Below are 19,744 nucleotides of genomic sequence, written 5' to 3'. Positions count from 1 at the left end.
GATACCCGCCTCGGCTAGGCGTTCACTGTAGCGAATGCTCACATATTGCGATCCGCGGTCGCTGTGATGGATCAGGGCGTGGTCGCGCTCGGGCTGACGGGCGTACAGGGCCTGCTCCAGCGCATCGAGCACGAAGTCGGTGGTCATGGTACGACTGACGCGCCAGCCGACGATGTGGCGGGCAAACACGTCGATGACGAAGGCGACATACACCCAGCCCTGCCAAGTCGAGACGTAGGTGAAGTCGGAGACCCATAGCTGGTTGGGACGCTCGGCCGTGAACTGGCGGTTGACCCGATCCAGGGGGCACGGTGCCGCGGGGTTGCTGATCGTGACGGCAGATCGGCTCGACCCCAAAGGCGTCGCGATGTTGATCGATGTACGCGTAGCGGCTTACGACTTGAGCTTGCGGTCGAGCTCCGCCTGGGCGAAAAAAGCGCTGGCCGTGCGCAGAATCTCGTTGGCCCGGCGCAACTCCTTGTTCTCGCGCTCCAGCTCCTTGATGCGCTGGGCTTCGGCGGTGGTCGTGCCCGGGCGCGCCCCAGCATCGATCTCTACACGTTTGACCCATTCCAGCAAGGGGATGAGGTTACTCAGCAGTTGGTTCTACGTCGAGTTCTGGGAGCTGACGCCGCAGCTGGTCAAGGCAGTCTATATCGGGTTGGCCGTACTGTGCTGCGGACTCATCGTAATGGGATTGTTCCTGTTCTATCTCAAACTCCGCAACGCACGACAGAAATGAGATTCAGCGAGGGTATGTCCTGATTGTCGCTTGGCGCCGGATTGTTTGGGTGCCGTGCATGGTTCAGGGTGTGAGTCCGTCATGTCTGCGGTCTATCCTGCCGAATAGACGAACAGCCCATTGCACTTGCCATAGATAGTCGCCACCACCGCAGAACTGCGGTCCGCGGTGGTGGCGATGCCGGTGTGTGTAAAAGGCATGGTGGCAGCTCCTTCAGCGTACCCGCGCTGAAAACGACGTGCTGCTCGATCTGCGCTGCCGTACGCATGCTCGTGCTTAGCTCAGAAAGGATGGATCCAGTGCACGTTGAGGACTTCGCCGCGTCCGCGGTTGCGGGCCATGGTCTGGAAGTAGGCGTTGACCATCAGAATGTTGTGCTTGTTGATTTTCCAGAACACGCCGGGGCCGATGGCGAACAGCGAGGACTTGCCGGTATCGCCGAACGAGGCACCGTCAGTGGTCGTGCCATTGTTGTAGGTGAACTTGTCCTTGGTGAACTGCTTGAAGTAGTAGCCGTTGATGCCGACGTTGACGTTGTGGGTAACGGCGTAGGAGGTGGCGAAATTGACCCAACCAGCCTGGCCCGCCTGCGCCTTGTTGATGGTTGGAGGAACGCCGCTAGGATCGTTGTTGGCGAAGTTGTACAGATAGTTGAAGCGTGCGCTGATCTCCAGCTTGGACGTCGGCAGCCAGGTCATCGCCCAATACGGATTGAAGGACCAGAAATGGGCGCCGGGGTTGATGTCCTTGTCGGAACTGTACTTGCCGGTCGGCGCGATGACGTCCACCTCGAAACGCTGAGAGAACACCGGGCGATGACCGCTGAATGCCGGATTCATCTGCAAATAGACGCCCCAGGTGGTGTCGCCGAAGCCGTTGCCGTTGTCGGTCAATTTGATCGGGCTGGAGGCATCAAAGCTACTGTTGAAGAACAGATACGGTATCAGCACGGTGAAGCCGACATGACCTTGGCCGTTGAGCAGGGTATAGGGGGTGGTGTACGCGAATTGGTTAATGATCAGCAGATCGCTGATGCGAGGGCTCTTGAACTCTGGGCTGTTGCCTCCGCTGTTGTCCGTGATATGCGTGGAGTTGGCGTACTGGTAGTAGCCAAGGTAGCTCCAGCCGGGTTTGGTTGCACCGAACCCATCGAAGAAACTGGTACCGCCCAGGTTGATGCCGTTGGGTTCCTGGTTGCCGGCAGCCATGGCCTGTACGCTCCCAAGTCCGATGAAAATGAACAGGGCGGTCAGCGTTTTCTGCACAATCCTATACATATAAAATTCTCCTCCCGCGTCGGTTTTTTTCAACCGCTTCATATGATGGTTATGGCGTCTGTCGAAGATCGCCTTTTTCCGCGCAATGCGTAATGTTTTTATTGGTGTCGCTCCGTTCCTCCGCCGAGGCTTCTATGCTCAAGGTCTACTGTCCACGCGTTGAATTCAGTATTCGAATGGTTTCGAAACTGTACGATTAGCGTCGTTATACCGTGGTATATGTGGTAGGTGTTCCGCAGGACTTTGATTTATTAAATCGGCCATGCAGCTCGATATTCTCGACATGAATGTGCCGATTTATTGATATAATTAGCAGTCTTTTATTGTTGAATAAAATTGAATTGGAATTGAATCCAATTCAATTTTTGGATAGCGCAGGAGGTTTCTAGATGGTCGGGAGATTATGTTCTCCGCGGCACGATTCGCGCAGATATTGAATGAAGGTTTCCTGTGTTGCGGTCGGTCTCCAGTTGCGCCTGAAGGTCATGCCTATCGGGCGCTTCATGTCCTGCATGTCGATGGACAACGGGGCCAGTCCCATGTGCTTTTCGTGTCGGATCTGATGCTCGGAGATCAGAGTCAGTCGTTCGCTCTCCAACAGCAGCCCACGAATCAGGATCAGGGAGCTGGATTCGATCAGACCTGTGGGGAGAGGAGCATCGATGCTCGCTAGCATCGTTTCGAAATATTCGCGTGTGGGCGCGCCTTTTCGCGGAACCGCCCAGGGGTAGCCGGCGATTTCCGACAGGGGGATGTTCTTACGGCTGCTCAGGGGATGGTCGACTCTTGCCACCACTACCAGAGGGTCATCGAACAGCGGTTCCTGGGTGATGTCGTCAACCGGGAGAGGCAGGCGAAGCGCACCTATGAGCATATCGATTTCACCATGGCGTAGCCCATGGAGGAGGTCGACATACGGGCCATCGACCACATTGATACGGACCTCGGGACGCAGTCGGGTGAGTTCGTTGATGGCGCATGGAAGAATGTAGCTGCGAGCGAGTGGCATCGTACCGACGACGATTTGTCCGGTATCGAGTCCCTGCAGTTCTGCGACCTCGGAAAACCCCTGCTGCAGTTCGGCGAAAGTGAGTTTGGCGTATTGCGCGAGGAGGGTTCCGGCGCGCGTGAGATCGATGCCCTGGCTCGTTTTCTCGAACAGTGTGATCTCCAGCAGACGTTCCAGGTCGCGCGCCGCTCGATGCAGAGAAGGCTGGGATATGCCGACGGTGCGGGCGGCTAGACTGAAGTTTTTCGCCACCGATACGGCGACCAATGCACGCAGTTGAGTGGTGGTCAGAAGCTGGTCGAAGTTACCTTGCCGGCGAGAGTTCTTCTTGAGTCCGAGACGGGCAGCTTCGTTCGACCCGGTGCGCAGGTGATCGAGGGCCCGATTGACGCGATCGAGAAAGAGGGAGCCCGCCTGGGTCGTGAACATGCCGTCGCTGTGCCGGTCGAAAAGCGCGGTGCCGAGTGTGCGTTCGAGCTTGGCTATCGCCTGAGTGATGGCCGGTTGGGAGAGGTATACGCGCTGCGACGCCAGACTGACGCTTTTCGTGTTGGCTACCTCCCGAAAAGCTCTAAGGTGACGGAAGTTGAATGTCGGCGCTTCTCTGTTCATCGATATATACCCGTGGCGTAAAGTTGAATGCACATGGCAAAATATTATGCGGTGACTTGCATCCTTTGCCGCATTTTCATATGGGTATTTCCTTGGGTGACTCTAGGAAAGCGCAGAATAAATCCTGGTTTACGCTATTTCTAAGGATTGCTGAATGTTCGTCCCATTGTCAGTCCGCCTGGCATGTGTCGCCGACTCATTCAATCTGTCCGTTGTGAGCGTGTGTCTCTTTAATTCATTTCGCCTCCGGTTTCCTGAGAGAGGCTGGCTGTTATCAGGTAAATCAGGCCGATTAGGCAGGTGGTCACAGCCAATATGCTGGGCAGATCCAAGGCTTGTTTGGAAAGAAATGAAACCAGCACCGGCAGCGCGCCGCCTGCTGAAAACCCCACGTTCCACGAAACGGAAGTTCCGGTTGATCTGAGCCGGGTTGGAAAGCGCTCGTTCAGAATTATGAGCAATGGCGCATAGCAGAAGGTGCCTACGCCGCTGAGGACTATTGTGATGGCTGCTGCAACCAAAATGCTGCTGACGTGGCCCAGCACCAGGTACATCGACGGCAGGATCAGCGTGCTGCAGACGCCGTAGATGACGATGGCCTTCTTGCGCCCGATCAGGTCGGTCAGCAGGCCGGCCAGGACCGATGAGATGATGACGGACAGAGCGGAGAGCAGCAGGATCGAGGCTACTGTGGTTCGCGGTATTCCGTTGACGATTCGCAGAAAGACCGGGAGATAGCCGGAAGTCAGATACGACATGCCCCCGCCGGCGAAAGTGAGTACTACGCTGGCCGCTACGGTGCCGAGAAAGCCGCCTCGGAGAAGCGTCTTCAATGGGGCCGAGGGTGCCGAGGAGCGCTTTTGAGTTTCGTCGAGCAGGCGTTGGCCTTCCCACATGGGGGATTCATGTAGCTTGAGGAAGATCAGCAAGCCGAGGGCCGAACTCAGAAGCCCCGAAAAAAACATGAAACGCCAGCCCCAAGCTTCAAACGCGGCGCCGGGGAAACACCATGAAGTGAGCAGGAATATCGCGGATGCGAGCAATTTCCCCAGGCCGGAACCGCCGCCTGTAATGATGCCGGAGGTCAGTCCTCGCCACCTTGGAGAGATGGATTCGGTGCCGATGGTGTGGGTCGATGCGACCATGCCGCCCATGAAGATGCCCTGAGTCAGGCGCAAGGCGATGAACAGTAGCGGCGCTGCTATTCCGATTTGTTCGATCGTGGGCAGGGCTCCCATTGCGGCGGTCGCCAGGCCTACGCCGATCGCTGCGATGATCATCGCTTTGCGCCGCCCGCGCCTGTCGGCGTACGGCCCGAAGATGATCGCGCCGACCGGACGCATCAGCAGCGTAGCGGTGAATGCCGCATATACGCCGGTCAGAGAGAGCATCGGTGACGTGGAAGGAAAGAATACCTTTGCCAGAACCGGGGCTACGTAGAGCAGGATGAATAGATCGAACAGGTCGAATGCCCATCCGAAACAGGAGAAGGCGACAGCGGATAGTGCCTTGCCGTCATTCGTCGCCAATTCGCCGGTCGTTGTGTTCGCGGATGAGTGCACTCTTTCTCCTGGGATCAAAGGGCTATGGACAGGGTCGGCATGCGCTTGGGGTGGTGACGGTCCGCCGGACGGTGGTGTCGCTATCGGGCTGCTGCGTCGGCTGTGCGAAGCGCTCGTAAACGTGGGCAGGCGAGCGTTTCAATGAGGAGCTTCTGAGCCGATCGGTCAGACGGCGGCCATCACCGTCGGCCATCAACTGCGGGCGGCGATGCGATGCCACTCTTCAGCGTGCAAGGCCTGCTGGCAAGTCCTCGTCGGTTTTGTTCCGGCATGGCCTTGAGCCAGTACGTGCCGGGGCAATGGGGTAGCGATGCCGGTGACGGGCGAGATGATGCGCATCACGGAAGGGGTGAATCCTCGCAGTTCGCTCAATCCCTTCTGCGGGAAGACGTTCGATCGGCCACGGCCGAAATTCCATGCACTGTTCTGCATGCTCATCCCTCTCCTCCTGCGAACGGTCGGGCATTTCCGGCAAGGCCGCCCGGCCATTCATTTTGTAGTTTTAGGTGCGTTTTCTTTGAATCTATAGCGATTGGTCTGGAGGGCACTGTTCATAGGGGCGCTCCTCAGATGACTATCGATCGTTTAGCTCTTCAAAACGAGTCTTGCCTATGTTTGGCAACGTATTTGAGGGGCGTATTCAATGAATTGTCACTCTCAAAGTATTCATTGAGGGGGGAGGAAAGCTATTCCAAATCTTTCAATTTATCATAAGTATTTGCTATAGGACGGTATGTGACGGATGGCGTTTGAGCGTTGCTTGGATAGCTGGAATGCGGGCGAGGGGGGGCTCGGAGGCGCGGTGGGAGAGCGGCCACTGCGCATCCGAGCGATGGGGATGCCGGGTTGAATCAGCCTTCGGCGAAATGCCCGGTGTCCACGAGCTGCTGAGAGGTGTCGATGACGAGCGAACCGTTGACGACTCTCGATACGCAGGTGCATATACGCTGCCCGCCTAGTTCCTGATGCTGACGTTCGCTATAGAAGACGTCGCGGTGATCTATTTCGCCGTCGCATTGCAGGACTTTCACGCTGCACAGGCCGCATTCGCCGTGTTCGCAGTCGTAGAGTACGTCGTCGACGCCGTTGTCGATCAAGGCTTGCAGCAGCGATTGGTCCGCCGCCACGGTGAGACGCAGATCGTGGTTCGCCACTTCGACCTCGAACTCTTCCGCGGGATGGCGGCCGCTGCTGGCGAAGGTTTCGAAGCGCAGCCGCGAGGCGTCGCGGCCGGCCGCAGCCCAGGCTCGCTGGAAGTCCTCCCGCAGCGATAGCGGGCCGCAGATGTAGAGTTCGGCGTCGTCTGCCAGGCCTTCGATCTCATGTGCAGGATCGATGCGTTCGCCCCGTTCGCCGACGAAGATCTGCAGACGATCGCCCAGGCTTGCGCGCAGTTCATCCTCGAAGGCCAGTTGTGAAGCCTGGCGTGCGGCGTACAGCAGGCGCAGGCGCGAGCCCTTGCGCGCCAGGGCGAGCGCCATGCCGAACAGCGGGGTGATGCCGATGCCGCCGGCGATCAGCAGGTATTCGGGCGAGCCGTAGGCGAGCGCGAACATGTCTTTTGGAGCCGAGGTCTGCAGGCGCGCCCCCGGTTCGAGCGACCACAGATATCTGGAACCGCCATGGCCATCGGCCCGGTTCTTTACGGCGATGCGATAGGTGGTGCTGGCAGAACCGTCGCCGACCAGCGAGAAGGAGCGCACCTCTGGCTTGCCGTCGACCATGACCTGGACGTCCAGATGGCTGCCGACACGATAGGGCAGCGCCCCGTCCTCGGGCACGAATTCGAACAGTCGCACGTCGTCGGCGACGTCATGGATGGCGTGCAGCAGGGCGGGTGACCAGGATTCCTGTACGGCCATTGTCTGTTTCCTCCTTGGTGATGGTGTTCAGCGCTCTGCGGCGCGTTGGATGAGTCTGAGTTCCGGTACGCTGGCCATCGCCTTGCGATTGTCCAGAACGACCCGAAGATTCTGTTTGGCTATGCGGGCGTGCTCGCGGGCGATCTCTTCGGCGCGCGTCCCTTCGCCGGCGGCGATGGCATCGATCAGGCAGCGGTGCTGATGCTGCGCGATGAAGAGGATTTCATGGGATTCGGGCAGGCCGGCCTGGGCCATGAGGAACGCGCTGGCGGAGGCGAAGGGCAGGGCGACGATGCGTTCCAGCGAGCGGTTCAGCACATCGCTTCCCGCCAGGCCGGCGATCACGGCGTGAAAGCGCTCGTTGGCGGCCATGTAGCGCTGGAAGTCGTCGATGTCGAGCTGCTTGCGCCGGACGACCCGGTCCAGCGTCGCGAGGCAGTCACGTAGTTCGTCGAGGGCCGCGTCGTTCGGCGAGGCTTCCGCCGCCATGCGAGCGGCCAGGCCCTCGACCGTGCCGCGCAGCTCGATCGCGTCGTATGCGTCCTGCTCGCGAATCACCGCGACGCGGTAGCCGCCGCTGGGCAGCGATTCCACCAACCCCTCGTGCTCCAGCTTGGCCAGGGCGCTTCTGATAGGCGTGCGCGAGACCCCGAGGCGTTCCACCAGAACGGGTTCGGACAGTCGTTCGCCCGGGGCCAGCCGCGCCTCCAGGATCAGCTCCCGGAGCCGCAGCACCGCTTTCAGACTTTGCTGCATGGTCTTGCCCGGCGCCGGATCAGCTGCGCGAGACCAGGCGCACCGGCTTCTCCTCGACCGCAGGCTGTTCCTCGCGTTCCGCGTCCACCATGCGTTCGATGAGTCGGCGCGCCCATAGGGCTGCGGCGTCGATGTTCAGGTTGTAGAAGGGGGTGCGCGCGTGCCGTTCGATCGCCTTTTGCTGCGCTTCAAGCACGTCCACGTCCTGTTCGTAGACACCGTTGCCGTCGTTGACGTGCGCCAGATGCAGCTCCGTGGTCCAGCGCTGGTCGTCGAGGTGGTGGTCGCGCACGAAGTTCCAGAAGTAGTGACAGCTGCTCTCGGTTTCCGGCGTGATCGCAGCGAGGAAGAAGCCGCTGACGCCTTGCGAGCGGTCGCCTTCCGGTGCGCCGGTGCCGGCAACGGCGACGCCGACGTCGCCGGCGACGGTTGACGGAGCCTGGAAGTGGATGATGTGCCAGCGGTCCACGAGACCCTCGCGGCCCAGTTGCCGTGCCCAGAACGGCGGCGCGTCGATGTCCTTCATCCAGCGGGTGATGGTCACCTCGCGGTCGGTGTGGCCGACTTCGAAGGGGACGCGGGTGATGGCTTCGTGCCCGATGCTGCCGGCGTGCACGTAGGTCTCGTGAGTGAGGTCCATGAGATTGTCGATCACGAGCTGGTAGTTGCACTTGAGGCTGTAGAACGTGCCGCCTTCGCCGGCCCAGGCCGGATCGTCGTTCCAGTGGAAGTCGGGAATAAGGTCTGGGTCGGCCAGCGCCGGGTTGCCCGGCCAGACCCATACCAGCCGGTGGCGTTCGACAGCCGGGAAGGAGCGGACGCAGGCCGAGGGGTTCACCGTCTCCTGCGAGGGCATGTATACACAGCGGCCGTTGCCGTCGAATTCCAGGCCGTGGTAGCCGCACACGAGATTGTCGCCGTTGAGCTTGCCCATCGACAGCGGCAACAGGCGGTGCCAGCAGGCGTCCTCCAGCGCGACGACGTCGCCATCAGTGCGACGATAGAGCACCAACTCCTTGTTGCACAGGGTTCTTTTGCTGATTTCGTGCTTGATTTCGTGGTCCCAGGCAGCGGCGTACCAGGCATTCTGGGGGAATGATGTGGTGTTCATGGCCTTCTCCTCGTAGTGGCGGCGTCAGGTGCGCGACAGGCGCTTCCGCTTTCTCGTATTTGCCCGTCCGTGTCTTGCCGGCGGGCTTTTGTATACAGATAGGCCCTGTGCGGGAGACCGTCAAAGATATTCTTCGTCGGCAGCTATTGGGTTTTGATATGGATGGGGGAAAACCACGTCATGCCCGGGGAGGGCAAGCGGGGCGCAGAGGCCGGTGTCGGGCGAGGCGCGAGCGGGGGTGCGCCCGGAGACGGACGCACCCAGGAGGTATTCAGGACCAGTAGAGGCGCAGGGGATTGTCGACGAGCAGGCGCTGCTGGCTGGCGGCGTCAGGGGCGATGCGGGGGATGACGTCGACCAGACCGCCGTCGTCCGGCATATGCGATTTCATGTTGGGGTGAGGCCAGTCGGTGCCCCATAGAGCCCGGTCGGGGAAGCGTTCGACGAGGTGGCGCGAGAAGGGGACGACGTCGTCGTATCCGGGTGGTCCGGACAGGCTCAGGCGTTCGGGGCAGCTCACCTTGGTCCAGATGTTGGCGTTCTCTTCCAGCAGGCGGACGAATCGCTGGAAATCCGGGTGCTGGACGCCCTTGGCGATGTCGGGGCGTCCCATGTGGTCGACCACGATGGGGGTCGGCAGCTGCTTCAGAAAGGGCGTCAGCTCTTCCAGGTCCTGCGCTTCGAAATAGACCACGATATGCCAGCCGAGGCTGGCGATCTTTTCGGCGATGTCGAGGAACACCTCCTTCGGCGTCGCGTCGACCAGCCGTTTGACGAAGTTGAAGCGCACCGCGCGTACGCCGGCCTCGTGCATGGCGCGCAGCTCGTCGAGCTGGATGTCCGGGCCGACCACGGCCACGCCGCGAGCCTTGTCGCCCGCGCTTTGCAGGGCGTCGACGAGGGCGCGGTTGTCGCGGCCGTGACAGGAGGCCTGCACGATCACGTTGCGCTCGAACCCGAGGAAGTCGCGCAGCGCGAACAGCCGTTCCTTGGGCGCGTCGCACGGTGTGTACTTGCGTTCCGGGGCGTAGGGGAACGCGTCGCCGGGGCCGAAGACGTGACAGTGCGCATCGACGGCGCCGGGTGGCGGCACGTAACTCGGTTTCGACGGATTGGGGTGGAACGGAAGGTAGTCTGGGTCCATCTGTGGGTTCCTTGGAACGGGGACGTCAGCGGCCGAAGACCGTGCCGTCGAAGAGCTTGCGCGCGGTGCGCAGCAGCGCGGCGCTGTTCACTGCGCCGGCGCCGTCGAGTTCGAGCAGCACCGTGGTCTCGCCGCTGGGCTGTTCGATGCGCATTTCCTTGGCGCTGCCGAGCGGCACTTTGGCAGCTTCGGCGGCCGGCGAATCCGGCAGCAGGCAGGCGGTGGCTACGCTCACCGCGCCGAGCACGCCGATGGAGGCGTGGCAGCGGTGGGGAATGAAGGTGCGGGTGGACACGGCGCCGCCGCTGCGTGGTGCGCTGACCATGCTCATCTTCGGCACCGACTTTTCGCGTACGTCGCCCAGGTTCATCAGCGGGCCGGCCTGCAGGCGGATGGACTCCAGGCGACTCTTGAGCGCCGTGTCGGCCTCCAGCGCCTCGCGGCTTTCGTCGCCGCGGATACCGAGGTCGGTGGCGCGCATGACCACCGTGGGCATGCCGTTGTCGATGCAGGTGACTTCGACGCCGTCGATCACGTCGACCGCGTTGCCGGTCGGCAGCAGCGCGCCGCAGCTGGAGCCGGCCGTGTCCTTGAAGGTGACGTAGACCGGGCTGGCCGTGCCGGGTACGCCGTCGATGCGCGCATCTCCGGCGTAGGCGACCTTGCCACCCGGGGTCCTGATGCGTGCCACGGCGGTCTGCCCCGTGTTCACCATGTAGATGGTGACGGCGGTTTCGCCGTCCTCGGCGGGCACCAGCCCACGCTCGATGGCGAAGGGGCCGACTCCGGCAAGGATGTTGCCGCAGTTCTGAACATCGGTGACGATGGCCTGATCGACGAACACCTGCAGGAACAGGTATTCGACATCGACGCCTTCGCGCGCCGAGGGACTGACCACGGCCACCTTGGAGGTCAGCGGATCCGCGCCGCCCATGCCGTCGATCTGGCGCGGGTCGGGGGACCCCATGATCTCCAGCAGGAAGGCGTCGCGGCGCGCGGTGTCGGCTGGCAGCTCGTCGGCGAGAAAGTATCCGCCCTTGGAGGTGCCGCCGCGCATCCACATGCAGCGCACCGCCTCAGACATACTTGAGTCCTTTCTCGGCCAGGCGTCCGCGCATGTCGTAGATGTCGAGGCCCAGTTCGCCGGCCGCCAGCCGGGCGCGCTTTTTCTCTTCCTTGGCGACGCGTGCGCGCGCCTTGTCCAGCACCTCGGCCGCCTCTTCGCGGCGCACCACGCACACGCCGTCGTCGTCGGCGACGATCACGTCGCCGGGATTGACCAGCGCGCTTGCGCAGACCACCGGCACGTTGACCGAGCCCAGGGTCTCCTTCACCGTGCCCTGTGCGAAGACTGCCTTGGACCAGACGGGAAAGCCCATCTCGGTGAGATCGCGGATGTCGCGCACGCCGCCGTCGATGACCAGCCCGACGCCGCCGCGAGCCTGCATGGATGTGGCGAGCAGGTCGCCGAAGTAGCCGGCGTCGGAGGGCGAGGTCGGCGCCAGCACCAGAATGTCACCGGCCTGCACCTGTTCGATGGCGACGTGCACCATCCAGTTGTCGGCCGGCGGGGCGGAGATCGTCACCGCGGAAGCGGCGAGCCGAGCACCGGAGTAGATCGGGCGCATGTAGGAGGCCAGCAGGCCCTTGCGTCCCTGCGCCTCGTGAACCGTCGCCACGCCGCATTCGCCCAGCCCGGCGATGACCTGCGGGTCGGCCCGCTCGATGTGCTGCACGACGACGTTCATCACAGCTCGTCCACGGTGCGCGGATAGATCGACTGGAAGCCCTCGGCGTACTTGGCGTTGCGTCCGCCGGCCTGGCCGCCGGAGTTGCGCCGGAAATGGTTGGCCCGGTTCTCGGCCTGGTTGGTGTAGTAGTGCCAGAGATGCTCCTGACCCTGCATGCATTCGATTGCCGCGCGCTTCTTATCCCATACGTCGGTGATGTCGAGGAACACGTCGGGCTTCCAGCCCATCTGTTCCGTCTGGTGGGGCTCGAACAGATACAGTTGCGGCGCACCCAGCACTTTCTCTCCGGGGTTGTGGCCCCAGGCTTGGGCGATCATGCGGCATTCCATCGCCATCTTGGTGGCATAGGAGTGATCCGTGTTGTAGGGGTCGTACAGCGAATGGCTCATCATGAACTTCGGCTGTACTTTGCGGATGAGGTCGGCTAGGCGGAACTTGGCATCGCGATCCATCTCGAGGGGGTAGTCTCCCAGATCGAAGAACTGGATGTCGTGCGCGTCCAGGGCCTGCGCGGCCGCTTCGGCTTCCTTGCGGCGCTCGGCCTTGACCTGCTCCAGCGTGTAACCGCCCTGTTTCCAGAGCTTGGCGGATTCGCCGCGTTCGCCATAGGAAAGACACGCGATGGTGACTTCGTAGCCCTTTTGTTGATGCAGTGCGATGGCGCCGCCCGCGCGCCAGACGAAATCAGCGGCGTGTGCGCTGATGACGAGCGCCGTACTCTTGTTCGTCATGTGGTGACCTCCGAAGTCCTGATGTTGAATCGCTTTCCATGCACTATTGAAGTATCTATCGCGGTCCTCGCATCTGCATTTCAATCTCCTGGTTTTCTTATAAGAAATTGCTATTGAAGATATTTTCTATCGCCATTTTGGAATCCGTTCAGGCTGCCGAAAAAGGATGAGAAGACGCCGGAAATGGCACAATGCCGTGCGCTTTCCTCTCCGTCCTGTATGCATGTTTTCGGGGTTCGGCAGGGCCTGTTCGACGCGCTGGAGCATCGGTGCTCAAGGCCGCCTAGAGTGATTTTGCCTATTGATGATGGGTCTTCTGTGCTGCCGCTTCCCACCTGTCTATTTGGAAATTGAATAGCCTTGGAGGGTATTCAATTTTTCGCGCTGCTGAATGAATGCTACTTCTTAGGAATACCTTACGTGGTCGATACTAGGACAGGATTTCCATGGTTGCAGCGGCAGAGGACTATCTCGGGTTCATCGGTTTCGGCGAGGCCGCTTCGGCTTTCGTCGAAGGTTGGGGCGCGCAGCGGCCGGGCCGCCTCACGGCTTATGACATCAAGACGGATGCCGGGGATTCGGAGCTTCGTGCGGCGAAGCGCGCGGACTATGCACGCTGGGAGGTCGCCGGCTGCGACACGCCGGCCGAGGCGCTGGCGGATCGCAGTCTCGTATTCTCCCTGGTGACCTCGGACCAGGCGTTTGCCGCAGCCGAAACTGCCGCGGGCGGCATCGCGCGCGACACGCTGTATCTGGACTGCAATTCCTGTGCGCCCGGCACGAAGCGGCGTTCGGCGAAGCTGATCGAACTGGCCGGTGCGCGCTACGTCGACGTTGCGGTGATGGCGCCGGTGCACCCGGCACTGCACAGGACGCCGCTGCTGTTGAGCGGTCCGCACGCAGAGCCGGCCAGACAGCGCCTGACCGAGCTGGGCATGGTCGCCGAAGTCGTTCCCGGCGATGTCGGTGCGGCTTCGTCGGTGAAGATGATCCGCAGCGTGTTCGTCAAGGGCCTGGAAGCCTTGGTCGCCGAGGGTGTGCTGGCCGCTTGCGCGGCGGGTGTCGACCAACGGGTTCTGGATTCGCTGGAGGCGAGCTATCCAGGCTTCGGCTGGAAGGAGCGCTCGGCCTACATGCTGGAGCGGATGACCACGCACGGTATCCGGCGCGCCGCGGAGATGCGCGAAGTGGTGCGGACGGTGGACGATCTGGGCCTGAGCAGCGACATGGTGCGCGCGACGGTCGAATGGCAACAGCGGGTCGGTGAGCTGGGCATACGTGCCGAGCCGGGCGACTACCGGCAGCGCGCCGAAGCGGTGCTGCAGCGGCTGCGTGAAAAATAACAGAGCAGGAGGAGAAGCAGAGTGACGAGCGTGGAAGAACCTTATGAGGACATACCCGGAACGTATGTCTTCGATGCGCAGCGGTCCCGCCAGGGCTATCACCTGAACATGTTCTGCATGTCGCTGCGGGATGCGGCGAACCGCGAGGCCTTCAAGGCGGACGAAGCGGCCTATCTGGATCGATTCCCGATGACGCCGGAGCAGCGCACGGCGGTGCTCCAGCGCGAGTGGAACGAGATGCTGCGCCTCGGAGGCAATATCTACTACACCTCGAAGCTCGCCGCGACGGATGGACTGACCTTCCAGGATCTCGCCTCGATCATGACCCATATGGGACGCGACGCCTACCGGGAGATGATGGTGACGGGAGGCCGCTCCATCGAAGGCAACCGCAGCAAGGCGGAGTGGAAAAATCATGGCTAAGGTAATCGCTGGAGTGGCGACCTCGCACGTGCCCGCGATCGGCGTGGCGATGGATCAGGGCAAGACCGAGGAGCCGTACTGGAAGCCGGTGTTCGCCGGCTACCAGAAGTCCAGGGAATGGATCGAGGAACTCAAGCCGGATGTGGCCATCGTGGTGTACAACGATCACGCCACGGCCTTTTCGCTGGAGGTGATTCCCACCTTCGCCCTCGGTTGCGCGGACGAGTTTCAGCCTGCGGATGAAGGTTGGGGGCCGCGCCCGGTGCCGGTCGTCAAAGGGCACCCGGAGCTTGCCTGGCACATCGCGCAGTCCGTGATCCTGGATGAATTCGACCTCACCATCGTCAACAAGATGGAGGTCGACCACGGGCTGACGGTGCCGCTGTCGCTGCTGTTCGGCCAGCCCGAGGAATGGCCGTGTCCGGTGATTCCGCTGTGCGTCAACGTCGTGCAGTATCCGCCGCCGACCGGCAACCGCTGCTACAACCTGGGCAAGGCCATTCGCAAGGCGGTCGAGTCCTTCGACAAGGACCTGCGCGTGGTCGTGTTCGGCACCGGCGGCATGTCGCACCAGCTCCAGGCGGAGCGCGCCGGCCTGATCAATCCGGAGTTCGACAACCGCTTTCTGGATGAACTGATCGCTGAGCCGGAGGCGGCGTCGCGCATTGCGCACCTGGACTACCTGCGGGAAGCGGGCTCCGAGGGCATCGAGCTGGTCATGTGGCTGGTCATGCGCGGCGCGCTGGAGCGCGACGTCGAGGTGATCAACCGCCATTATCACGTGCCGGCGTCCAATACCGCGGTCGGCCACCTGGTACTGGAAAACGTTTCCGACTGAAAACCATCGTTAATCGAGAGGTCTCATTGATGAGGATTTGTGTCGCTGGAGCCGCGGGCGCGTTCGGAACCAAGCATTTGGATGCGCTCGCTGCGATCGAAGGCGTCGAGGTGACGTCCGTGGTAGGGCATGATCCGGATTCCACCAGGGCGGTGGCCGACGAGCGCGGCATCGGGCACTGGGCGGTCGATCTGGCCGAGAGCCTGGCCCGTCCCGATGTGGACGGCGTGGTCCTGGCCACGCCCACGCAGATGCACGCCGAGCAGGCGATCCAGAGCATGCGTGCGGGCAAGCACGTCATGGTGGAGATCCCCATGGCGGACAGCCTGGCCGACGCCGAGGCGGTGGTGAAGGTGCAGCAGGAGACGGGGCTGGTGGCCATGGCGGGCCATACGCGCCGTTTCAATCCCAGCCACCAATGGGTGCATAAGCGCATCGCCGCGGGCGAGCTGAACATCCAGCAGATGGACGTGCAGACCTACTTCTTCCGCCGCAGCAACCTGAACGCGCTGGGCAAGCCGCGCAGCTGGACCGATCACCTGCTGTGGCACCACGCCTGCCATACCGTCGACCTGTTTCAGTACCAGACCGGCGAACTCGTCTCCGAGGTCTATGCGCTGCAGGGGCCGAAGCATCCCGAGCTGGGCATCGCCATGGACATGAGCATCTGCATGAAGGTGCCGTCCGGCGCGATCTGCACGCTGTCGCTGTCGTTCAACAACAACGGGCCGCTGGGTACCTTCTTCCGCTACATCTGTGACAACGGCACCTATATCGCGCGCTACGACGATCTGGTGGACGGCTACGAAAAGCCCATCGATCTGAGCGGCGTGGCGGTGTCCAGCAACGGTATCGAGCTGCAGGACCGCGAATTCATCGCTGCCATTGAGGAGGGCCGCGAGCCCAACGCCAGTGCGGCACAGGCCTTGAACGCCATGCGCACGCTCGACCGCATCGAGCAATGTCTGGAGGGCAACGCCTGATGCGCAGCCGGAGCCTGGGGCCGTTCGAGGTCTCCGCGGTCGGACTGGGCTGCATGAATCTGTCGCACGCCTACGGCACGCCGCCGGCGCCCGAGGACGGCGCCAGGCTGCTGCTGCAGGCGCTGGATCTCGGCTACACGCTGTTCGACACTGCCGCGCTGTACGGTTTCGGCGCCAACGAGACGCTGGTGGGCGAGACGCTGGCCGCGCGGCGCGACGAGTTCGTGCTGGCGAGCAAGTGCGGCATGTTCCGTAACGCCGAGGGCGTGCGCGAGATCAACGGCCGTCCCGAGGTGCTCAGGAAGACTTGCGAGGACAGCTTGCGCCGGTTGCGTACCGAGGCGATCGATCTCTACTACCTGCATCGCTGGGACAGGAGGGTGCCGATCGAGGACAGCGTCGGTGCGCTGTCCGATCTGGTGGCGGAGGGTAAGGTACGCACCATCGGCTTGTCCGAGGTTTCTGCCGAGACCCTGCGCAAGGCGCATGCGGTGCACCCGATCACGGCGCTGCAGAACGAATACTCGCTGTGGACGCGTAACCCCGAGATCAAGGTGATCGAGGTCTGCCGCGCGCTGGGCGTGACCCTGGTCGCCTTCAGCCCCCTGGGACGCGGTTTCCTGGCCGGCACGCTGCCTGCCGAACCGGCCTTCGAGGCCAAGGACATACGCCGCAACATGCCGCGTTTCGAGCCGGACAACTATGCGGCCAACCGGGAATTGCTCGGCGGCTTCGCCGAGCTGGCGCAGGCCGCCGGGTGCAGCATGGCGCAGCTCGCGCTGGCCTGGGTGCTCGCCCGGGGCGATGACGTGATCCCGATTCCGGGTACCACGAGCCCTGAACATCTGGCGGAGAACGCGGGGGCCGACGCCGTGCGGCTCGACGCCGCAACGCTTGCCGCGATGGATGAACTCATCAATCAGGAAACGGTGCACGGCGCGCGCTACAACGCCAATACACAGCGGGAAATCGACAGCGAGGAATTCGCCGTTTGAGGCGGGTTGGGTCGGACATTTCGGGTTTCCACGCGACGATTACAAGATATCAGGAGGAGTGTCGGCATGAACGCACAGGTCAAGAAAACGCAGGTCGGCATCATTGGTGCAGGGCCTGCGGGATTGTTTCTATCGCTGCTGCTCGCGCGGCACGGCATCGATTCGATCATCATCGACAACCGCAGCCGCGAGACCATCGAGGGGACGATTCGCGCCGGGGTGCTGGAGCAATGGGTGGTGGATCTCATGCAGGAGCTGGGCGTCGGCGACCGCATGCTGCGCGAGGGGCATTTCCACAGCGGCTTTACCCTGCGCTTCAACCATGAGAGCCATCACGTCGACGCCCAGCAACTGACGGACGGCAAGGCGGTCACCGTCTACCCGCAGCACGAAGTGCTCCGCGACCTGCTGGCCACGCGCCTGGGGCAGGGCGGTGAAATCGTGTTCGGCGTTGCGGATACGGCGCTACAGGACATCGACACCGATCATCCGCGCATTACCTACCGCGACACGGCCACGGACATGCCGTGCGAAATCCGCTGCGACTACATCGCCGGCTGCGACGGTTTTCACGGCCCCAGCCGACGGGCGATTCCGGGCGCGGCGCTGACCGAGTACTCCAAGACTTACCCCTACGCCTGGCTGGGGATCCTGGCCGAGGCGCCGCCGTCCTATCACGAACTGGTCTACGCCAACCACGAAAGCGGTTTCGCGCTGCTCAGCACGCGCAGCGACGAGGTGCAGCGGCTGTACGTGCAGTGCGACCCGCAGGACGAACTGGAACAGTGGTCGGACGACCGCATCTGGGCGGAGCTGCACAAGCGCCTGGAAACAAAGGAAGGTTTCGATCTGATCGAGGGGCCGATCTTCCAGAAGAACATCGTCGCCATGCGTAGCTTCGTCTGCGAGCCCATGCAGTACGGCCGCCTGTTCCTGGCGGGCGACGCCGCCCACATCGTGCCGCCGACGGGAGCCAAGGGTTTGAACCTCGCGGTGGGCGACGCGGTGTATCTGGCGCAGGCCCTGGACGCTGCTGTCAATGCCGGGCACCAGGAGGTATTGGGCCGCTATTCGGAGGCGGCGTTGGGGCGCATCTGGTGGGCGCAGCGCTTCTCCTGGTACATGTCGACCACGTTGCACCACAATCTGGAGGATTCGGCTTTCGAACGCCGCATCCACGTTGCGGATCTGGACTCTCTGGTGCACTCCGAGGCCGGTTTGCGCTATCTCGCCGAGTGTTATGTGGGGGTGCCGCCGGATACGGCGAGTCTGCATTGAGGGCGCGGGCAACGCGTTGGTTGTTCGCGCGGGTTCGCATTGGAGCGTGCGCGAATCGACCAAAACAGTTTTTGCTCTCGCGTGGGTAAAGTCGACCTCATTACTGGTTTTGGTGGTTGGTTTCGGGCGCGTCACCTCGATCAAGCGAATCCCCAAGCATCAAATCGCGCCCGAAACCAGTCCCAGAGGTTGGCGATCAGGAGAATAGGCGCTTGATCTACGTTGGCAAAGGATCGTGGCTCTAAATGAAGGCGTACAAGGTCAGTCCGCCGACAGCAACAGAACGGCCCCCGTATGTCGCCAAAGCTCAACCCAACCCCAGCAGACGCACCGCATTCTCCTTCAAAATCAACGGCTGAACCTCCTCACGAAACCCTGCCTCGCGAAAATCCTTCATCCAGCGTTCGGGTGTGATCAGCGGGTAGTCCGAACCGAACAGCATGCGCTCCTTGAGCAGCGTGTTCGCGTAGCGCACCAGCTGCGGCGGGAAGTACTTCGGACTCCAGCCGGACAGATCGATCCATACGTTGGGCTTGTGCATGGCCAGCGACAGGGCTTCGTCCTGCCAGGGCCAGGACGGATGCGCGATGATGATCTTCATGTCCGGAAATGCGATGGCGACATCGTCCAGATGCATCGGGTTGGAGTACTCGAGGCGCAGGCCGCCGCCGCCCGGCATGCCGCTGCCGATGCCTGAGTGCCCGCTGTGGAATATGGCCGGCATGCCGTGTTCCGCGATCACTTCGTACAGCGGCCAGGCCATGCGGTCGTAGGGGTGGAAGCCCTGCACGGTAGGGTGGAACTTGAAGCCCTTGATGCCGTGTTCCTCGATCAGGCGCCGCGCCTCGCGTGCGCCCATCTTGCCTTTGTGCGGATCGATGGAGGCGAAGGCGATCATCATGTCGGAGTTCTTCTGTGCGGCTTCGGCGATCTCCTCGTTAGGAATGCGTCGGCGCCCGAGCTGTGCTTCGGAATCGACGGTGAACATGACCAGGCCGATCTTCTGCTCGCGGTAGTAGGCGATGGTCTCCTCGATGGTCGGCCGCCGGTCGGAGCGGAAGTACTTGTCGGCGGCGCGGTCGTATTCCTCGCCATAGTGGTCGACGGGGTTCCAGCACGAGACTTCGGCGTGCGTGTGGATGTCGATGGCGAGCAGTGAGTCTACATTCATGTGGTCGTCCTTCTTGGCGATCTGTTTGATTACTTATGTTAATAGTAGAACAAAAGAATTACCTTATTGATTCTTTGTATTGAGTATTTTTTTATTGGTTTGATCTTGAAAAATAGTTAATAACGATAACTATACTGTTGGCCAGTCGGTATTCAA

19 protein-coding genes, 1 pseudogene and 1 other annotated feature are annotated in these 19,744 nt (G+C 61.9%); of the genes and pseudogenes, 7 read left to right on the top strand and 13 right to left on the bottom strand.

Annotated features, from left to right (window positions below):
- A pseudogene (locus P8014_RS10620) lies at nt 1-573 on the bottom strand (IS3 family transposase); the annotation flags it as partial.
- Nucleotides 303-439 (bottom strand) — a sequence feature (AL1L pseudoknot). (Overlaps the previous pseudogene by 137 nt.)
- Nucleotides 574-583: 10 nt before the next feature.
- Between P8014_RS10620 and P8014_RS10615 the strand changes: the two are divergent.
- Nucleotides 584-742: a hypothetical protein gene (locus P8014_RS10615; RefSeq protein WP_337817298.1), complete on the top strand. Its 159-nt coding sequence runs from the start codon at nt 584-586 to the stop codon at nt 740-742.
- 281 nt (nt 743-1,023) lie between these two features.
- Here P8014_RS10615 and P8014_RS10610 read toward each other — a convergent pair whose 3' ends face one another.
- The 11 genes from P8014_RS10610 to P8014_RS10560 all read right to left on the bottom strand — a co-directional run bounded on the left by P8014_RS10610 (nt 1,024) and on the right by P8014_RS10560 (nt 12,557).
- Nucleotides 1,024-2,019, bottom strand: coding sequence for a transporter (locus tag P8014_RS10610; RefSeq protein ID WP_337817297.1), 996 nt, complete (start codon nt 2,017-2,019; stop codon nt 1,024-1,026).
- Nucleotides 2,020-2,404: 385 nt separating this feature from the next.
- Nucleotides 2,405-3,640, bottom strand: coding sequence for a LysR family transcriptional regulator (locus P8014_RS10605; protein WP_337817296.1), 1,236 nt, complete (start codon nt 3,638-3,640; stop codon nt 2,405-2,407).
- A gap of 230 nt (nt 3,641-3,870) precedes the next feature.
- Nucleotides 3,871-5,202: an MFS transporter gene (locus P8014_RS10600; RefSeq protein ID WP_337817295.1), complete on the bottom strand. Its 1,332-nt coding sequence runs from the start codon at nt 5,200-5,202 to the stop codon at nt 3,871-3,873.
- 192 nt (nt 5,203-5,394) lie between these two features.
- Nucleotides 5,395-5,640 (bottom strand): hypothetical protein, encoded by a 246-nt coding sequence (locus tag P8014_RS10595; RefSeq protein ID WP_337817294.1) that lies wholly within the window; start codon nt 5,638-5,640, stop codon nt 5,395-5,397.
- A gap of 413 nt (nt 5,641-6,053) precedes the next feature.
- On the bottom strand, nt 6,054-7,064 hold the full coding sequence (locus P8014_RS10590; RefSeq protein ID WP_337817293.1) for a PDR/VanB family oxidoreductase: 1,011 nt from the start codon (nt 7,062-7,064) through the stop codon (nt 6,054-6,056).
- Nucleotides 7,065-7,091: 27 nt separating this feature from the next.
- Nucleotides 7,092-7,820 carry a GntR family transcriptional regulator gene (locus tag P8014_RS10585; protein WP_337817292.1) on the bottom strand — a complete coding sequence of 243 codons (729 nt, stop codon included), beginning with the start codon at nt 7,818-7,820 and terminating at the stop codon, nt 7,092-7,094.
- Nucleotides 7,821-7,839: 19 nt separating this feature from the next.
- Nucleotides 7,840-8,931: an aromatic ring-hydroxylating dioxygenase subunit alpha gene (locus tag P8014_RS10580; RefSeq protein WP_337817291.1), complete on the bottom strand. Its 1,092-nt coding sequence runs from the start codon at nt 8,929-8,931 to the stop codon at nt 7,840-7,842.
- A 271-nt stretch (nt 8,932-9,202) separates the two neighbouring features.
- Nucleotides 9,203-10,075, bottom strand: a complete 873-nt coding sequence (locus tag P8014_RS10575; RefSeq protein ID WP_337817290.1) for an amidohydrolase family protein — start codon at nt 10,073-10,075, stop codon at nt 9,203-9,205.
- 25 nt (nt 10,076-10,100) lie between these two features.
- Nucleotides 10,101-11,159 (bottom strand): 4-oxalomesaconate tautomerase, encoded by a 1,059-nt coding sequence (locus tag P8014_RS10570; protein WP_337817289.1) that lies wholly within the window; start codon nt 11,157-11,159, stop codon nt 10,101-10,103.
- Nucleotides 11,152-11,823 (bottom strand): 4-carboxy-4-hydroxy-2-oxoadipate aldolase/oxaloacetate decarboxylase, encoded by a 672-nt coding sequence (locus P8014_RS10565; protein WP_337817288.1) that lies wholly within the window; start codon nt 11,821-11,823, stop codon nt 11,152-11,154. Before P8014_RS10565 ends, P8014_RS10570 begins: the two co-directional genes overlap by 8 nt.
- On the bottom strand, nt 11,823-12,557 hold the full coding sequence (locus P8014_RS10560; RefSeq protein ID WP_337817287.1) for a PIG-L deacetylase family protein: 735 nt from the start codon (nt 12,555-12,557) through the stop codon (nt 11,823-11,825). Before P8014_RS10560 ends, P8014_RS10565 begins: the two co-directional genes overlap by 1 nt.
- Before the next feature lie 446 nt (nt 12,558-13,003).
- Between P8014_RS10560 and P8014_RS10555 the strand changes: the two genes are divergently transcribed.
- The 6 genes from P8014_RS10555 (at nt 13,004) to P8014_RS10530 (ending at nt 18,417) form a co-directional block, all read left to right on the top strand.
- Entirely contained in the window at nt 13,004-13,900 is an 897-nt protein-coding gene (locus P8014_RS10555) for a DUF1932 domain-containing protein (protein ID WP_337817286.1), read from the top strand.
- A gap of 30 nt (nt 13,901-13,930) precedes the next feature.
- Nucleotides 13,931-14,323, top strand: coding sequence for a protocatechuate 4,5-dioxygenase subunit alpha (gene ligA / locus P8014_RS10550; protein ID WP_337817285.1), 393 nt, complete (start codon nt 13,931-13,933; stop codon nt 14,321-14,323).
- Nucleotides 14,316-15,161, top strand: coding sequence for a class III extradiol dioxygenase subunit beta (locus P8014_RS10545; RefSeq protein ID WP_337817284.1), 846 nt, complete (start codon nt 14,316-14,318; stop codon nt 15,159-15,161). The genes ligA and P8014_RS10545 overlap by 8 nt, the downstream gene beginning before the upstream one ends.
- Before the next feature lie 29 nt (nt 15,162-15,190).
- Complete coding sequence (locus P8014_RS10540; RefSeq protein ID WP_337817283.1) at nt 15,191-16,144, top strand: Gfo/Idh/MocA family oxidoreductase; 954 nt, start codon at nt 15,191-15,193, stop codon at nt 16,142-16,144.
- Nucleotides 16,144-17,139 (top strand): aldo/keto reductase, encoded by a 996-nt coding sequence (locus P8014_RS10535; protein ID WP_337817282.1) that lies wholly within the window; start codon nt 16,144-16,146, stop codon nt 17,137-17,139. The genes P8014_RS10540 and P8014_RS10535 overlap by 1 nt, the downstream gene beginning before the upstream one ends.
- A gap of 66 nt (nt 17,140-17,205) precedes the next feature.
- Nucleotides 17,206-18,417, top strand: a complete 1,212-nt coding sequence (locus P8014_RS10530; RefSeq protein WP_337817281.1) for a 4-hydroxybenzoate 3-monooxygenase — start codon at nt 17,206-17,208, stop codon at nt 18,415-18,417.
- 307 nt (nt 18,418-18,724) lie between these two features.
- Here the strand turns inward: P8014_RS10530 and P8014_RS10525 are convergent, their stop codons facing one another.
- Nucleotides 18,725-19,588 carry an amidohydrolase family protein gene (locus tag P8014_RS10525; protein ID WP_337817280.1) on the bottom strand — a complete coding sequence of 288 codons (864 nt, stop codon included), beginning with the start codon at nt 19,586-19,588 and terminating at the stop codon, nt 18,725-18,727.
- Nucleotides 19,589-19,744 lie beyond the last annotated feature (156 nt).

Origin of the sequence: Acidihalobacter sp. (genome assembly GCF_037381185.1) — a bacterium.
Classification (GTDB): Bacteria; Pseudomonadota; Gammaproteobacteria; order DSM-5130; family Acidihalobacteraceae; genus Acidihalobacter_A.
The sequence above is the reverse complement of the archived record's forward strand: the minus strand, read 5'-3'. Positions and strand labels throughout refer to the sequence as shown.

Bases quoted from the DNA above. Each gene is read 5' to 3' on its own strand.
- P8014_RS10535 (WP_337817282.1), top strand. From the start codon at position 16,144: ATGCGCAGCCGGAGCCTGGGGCCGTTCGAGGTCTCCGCGGTCGGACTG.
- P8014_RS10560 (WP_337817287.1), bottom strand. From the start codon at position 12,557: ATGACGAACAAGAGTACGGCGCTCGTCATCAGCGCACACGCCGCTGAT.
- P8014_RS10590 (WP_337817293.1), bottom strand. From the start codon at position 7,064: ATGGCCGTACAGGAATCCTGGTCACCCGCCCTGCTGCACGCCATCCAT.
- P8014_RS10585 (WP_337817292.1), bottom strand. From the start codon at position 7,820: ATGCAGCAAAGTCTGAAAGCGGTGCTGCGGCTCCGGGAGCTGATCCTG.
- P8014_RS10605 (WP_337817296.1), bottom strand. From the start codon at position 3,640: ATGAACAGAGAAGCGCCGACATTCAACTTCCGTCACCTTAGAGCTTTT.
- P8014_RS10610 (WP_337817297.1), bottom strand. From the start codon at position 2,019: ATGTATAGGATTGTGCAGAAAACGCTGACCGCCCTGTTCATTTTCATC.
- P8014_RS10545 (WP_337817284.1), top strand. From the start codon at position 14,316: ATGGCTAAGGTAATCGCTGGAGTGGCGACCTCGCACGTGCCCGCGATC.
- P8014_RS10565 (WP_337817288.1), bottom strand. From the start codon at position 11,823: ATGAACGTCGTCGTGCAGCACATCGAGCGGGCCGACCCGCAGGTCATC.
- P8014_RS10575 (WP_337817290.1), bottom strand. From the start codon at position 10,075: ATGGACCCAGACTACCTTCCGTTCCACCCCAATCCGTCGAAACCGAGT.
- P8014_RS10595 (WP_337817294.1), bottom strand. From the start codon at position 5,640: ATGAGCATGCAGAACAGTGCATGGAATTTCGGCCGTGGCCGATCGAAC.
- P8014_RS10570 (WP_337817289.1), bottom strand. From the start codon at position 11,159: ATGTCTGAGGCGGTGCGCTGCATGTGGATGCGCGGCGGCACCTCCAAG.
- P8014_RS10525 (WP_337817280.1), bottom strand. From the start codon at position 19,588: ATGAATGTAGACTCACTGCTCGCCATCGACATCCACACGCACGCCGAA.
- P8014_RS10615 (WP_337817298.1), top strand. From the start codon at position 584: ATGAGGTTACTCAGCAGTTGGTTCTACGTCGAGTTCTGGGAGCTGACG.
- P8014_RS10580 (WP_337817291.1), bottom strand. From the start codon at position 8,931: ATGAACACCACATCATTCCCCCAGAATGCCTGGTACGCCGCTGCCTGG.
- P8014_RS10540 (WP_337817283.1), top strand. From the start codon at position 15,191: ATGAGGATTTGTGTCGCTGGAGCCGCGGGCGCGTTCGGAACCAAGCAT.
- P8014_RS10555 (WP_337817286.1), top strand. From the start codon at position 13,004: ATGGTTGCAGCGGCAGAGGACTATCTCGGGTTCATCGGTTTCGGCGAG.
- P8014_RS10530 (WP_337817281.1), top strand. From the start codon at position 17,206: ATGAACGCACAGGTCAAGAAAACGCAGGTCGGCATCATTGGTGCAGGG.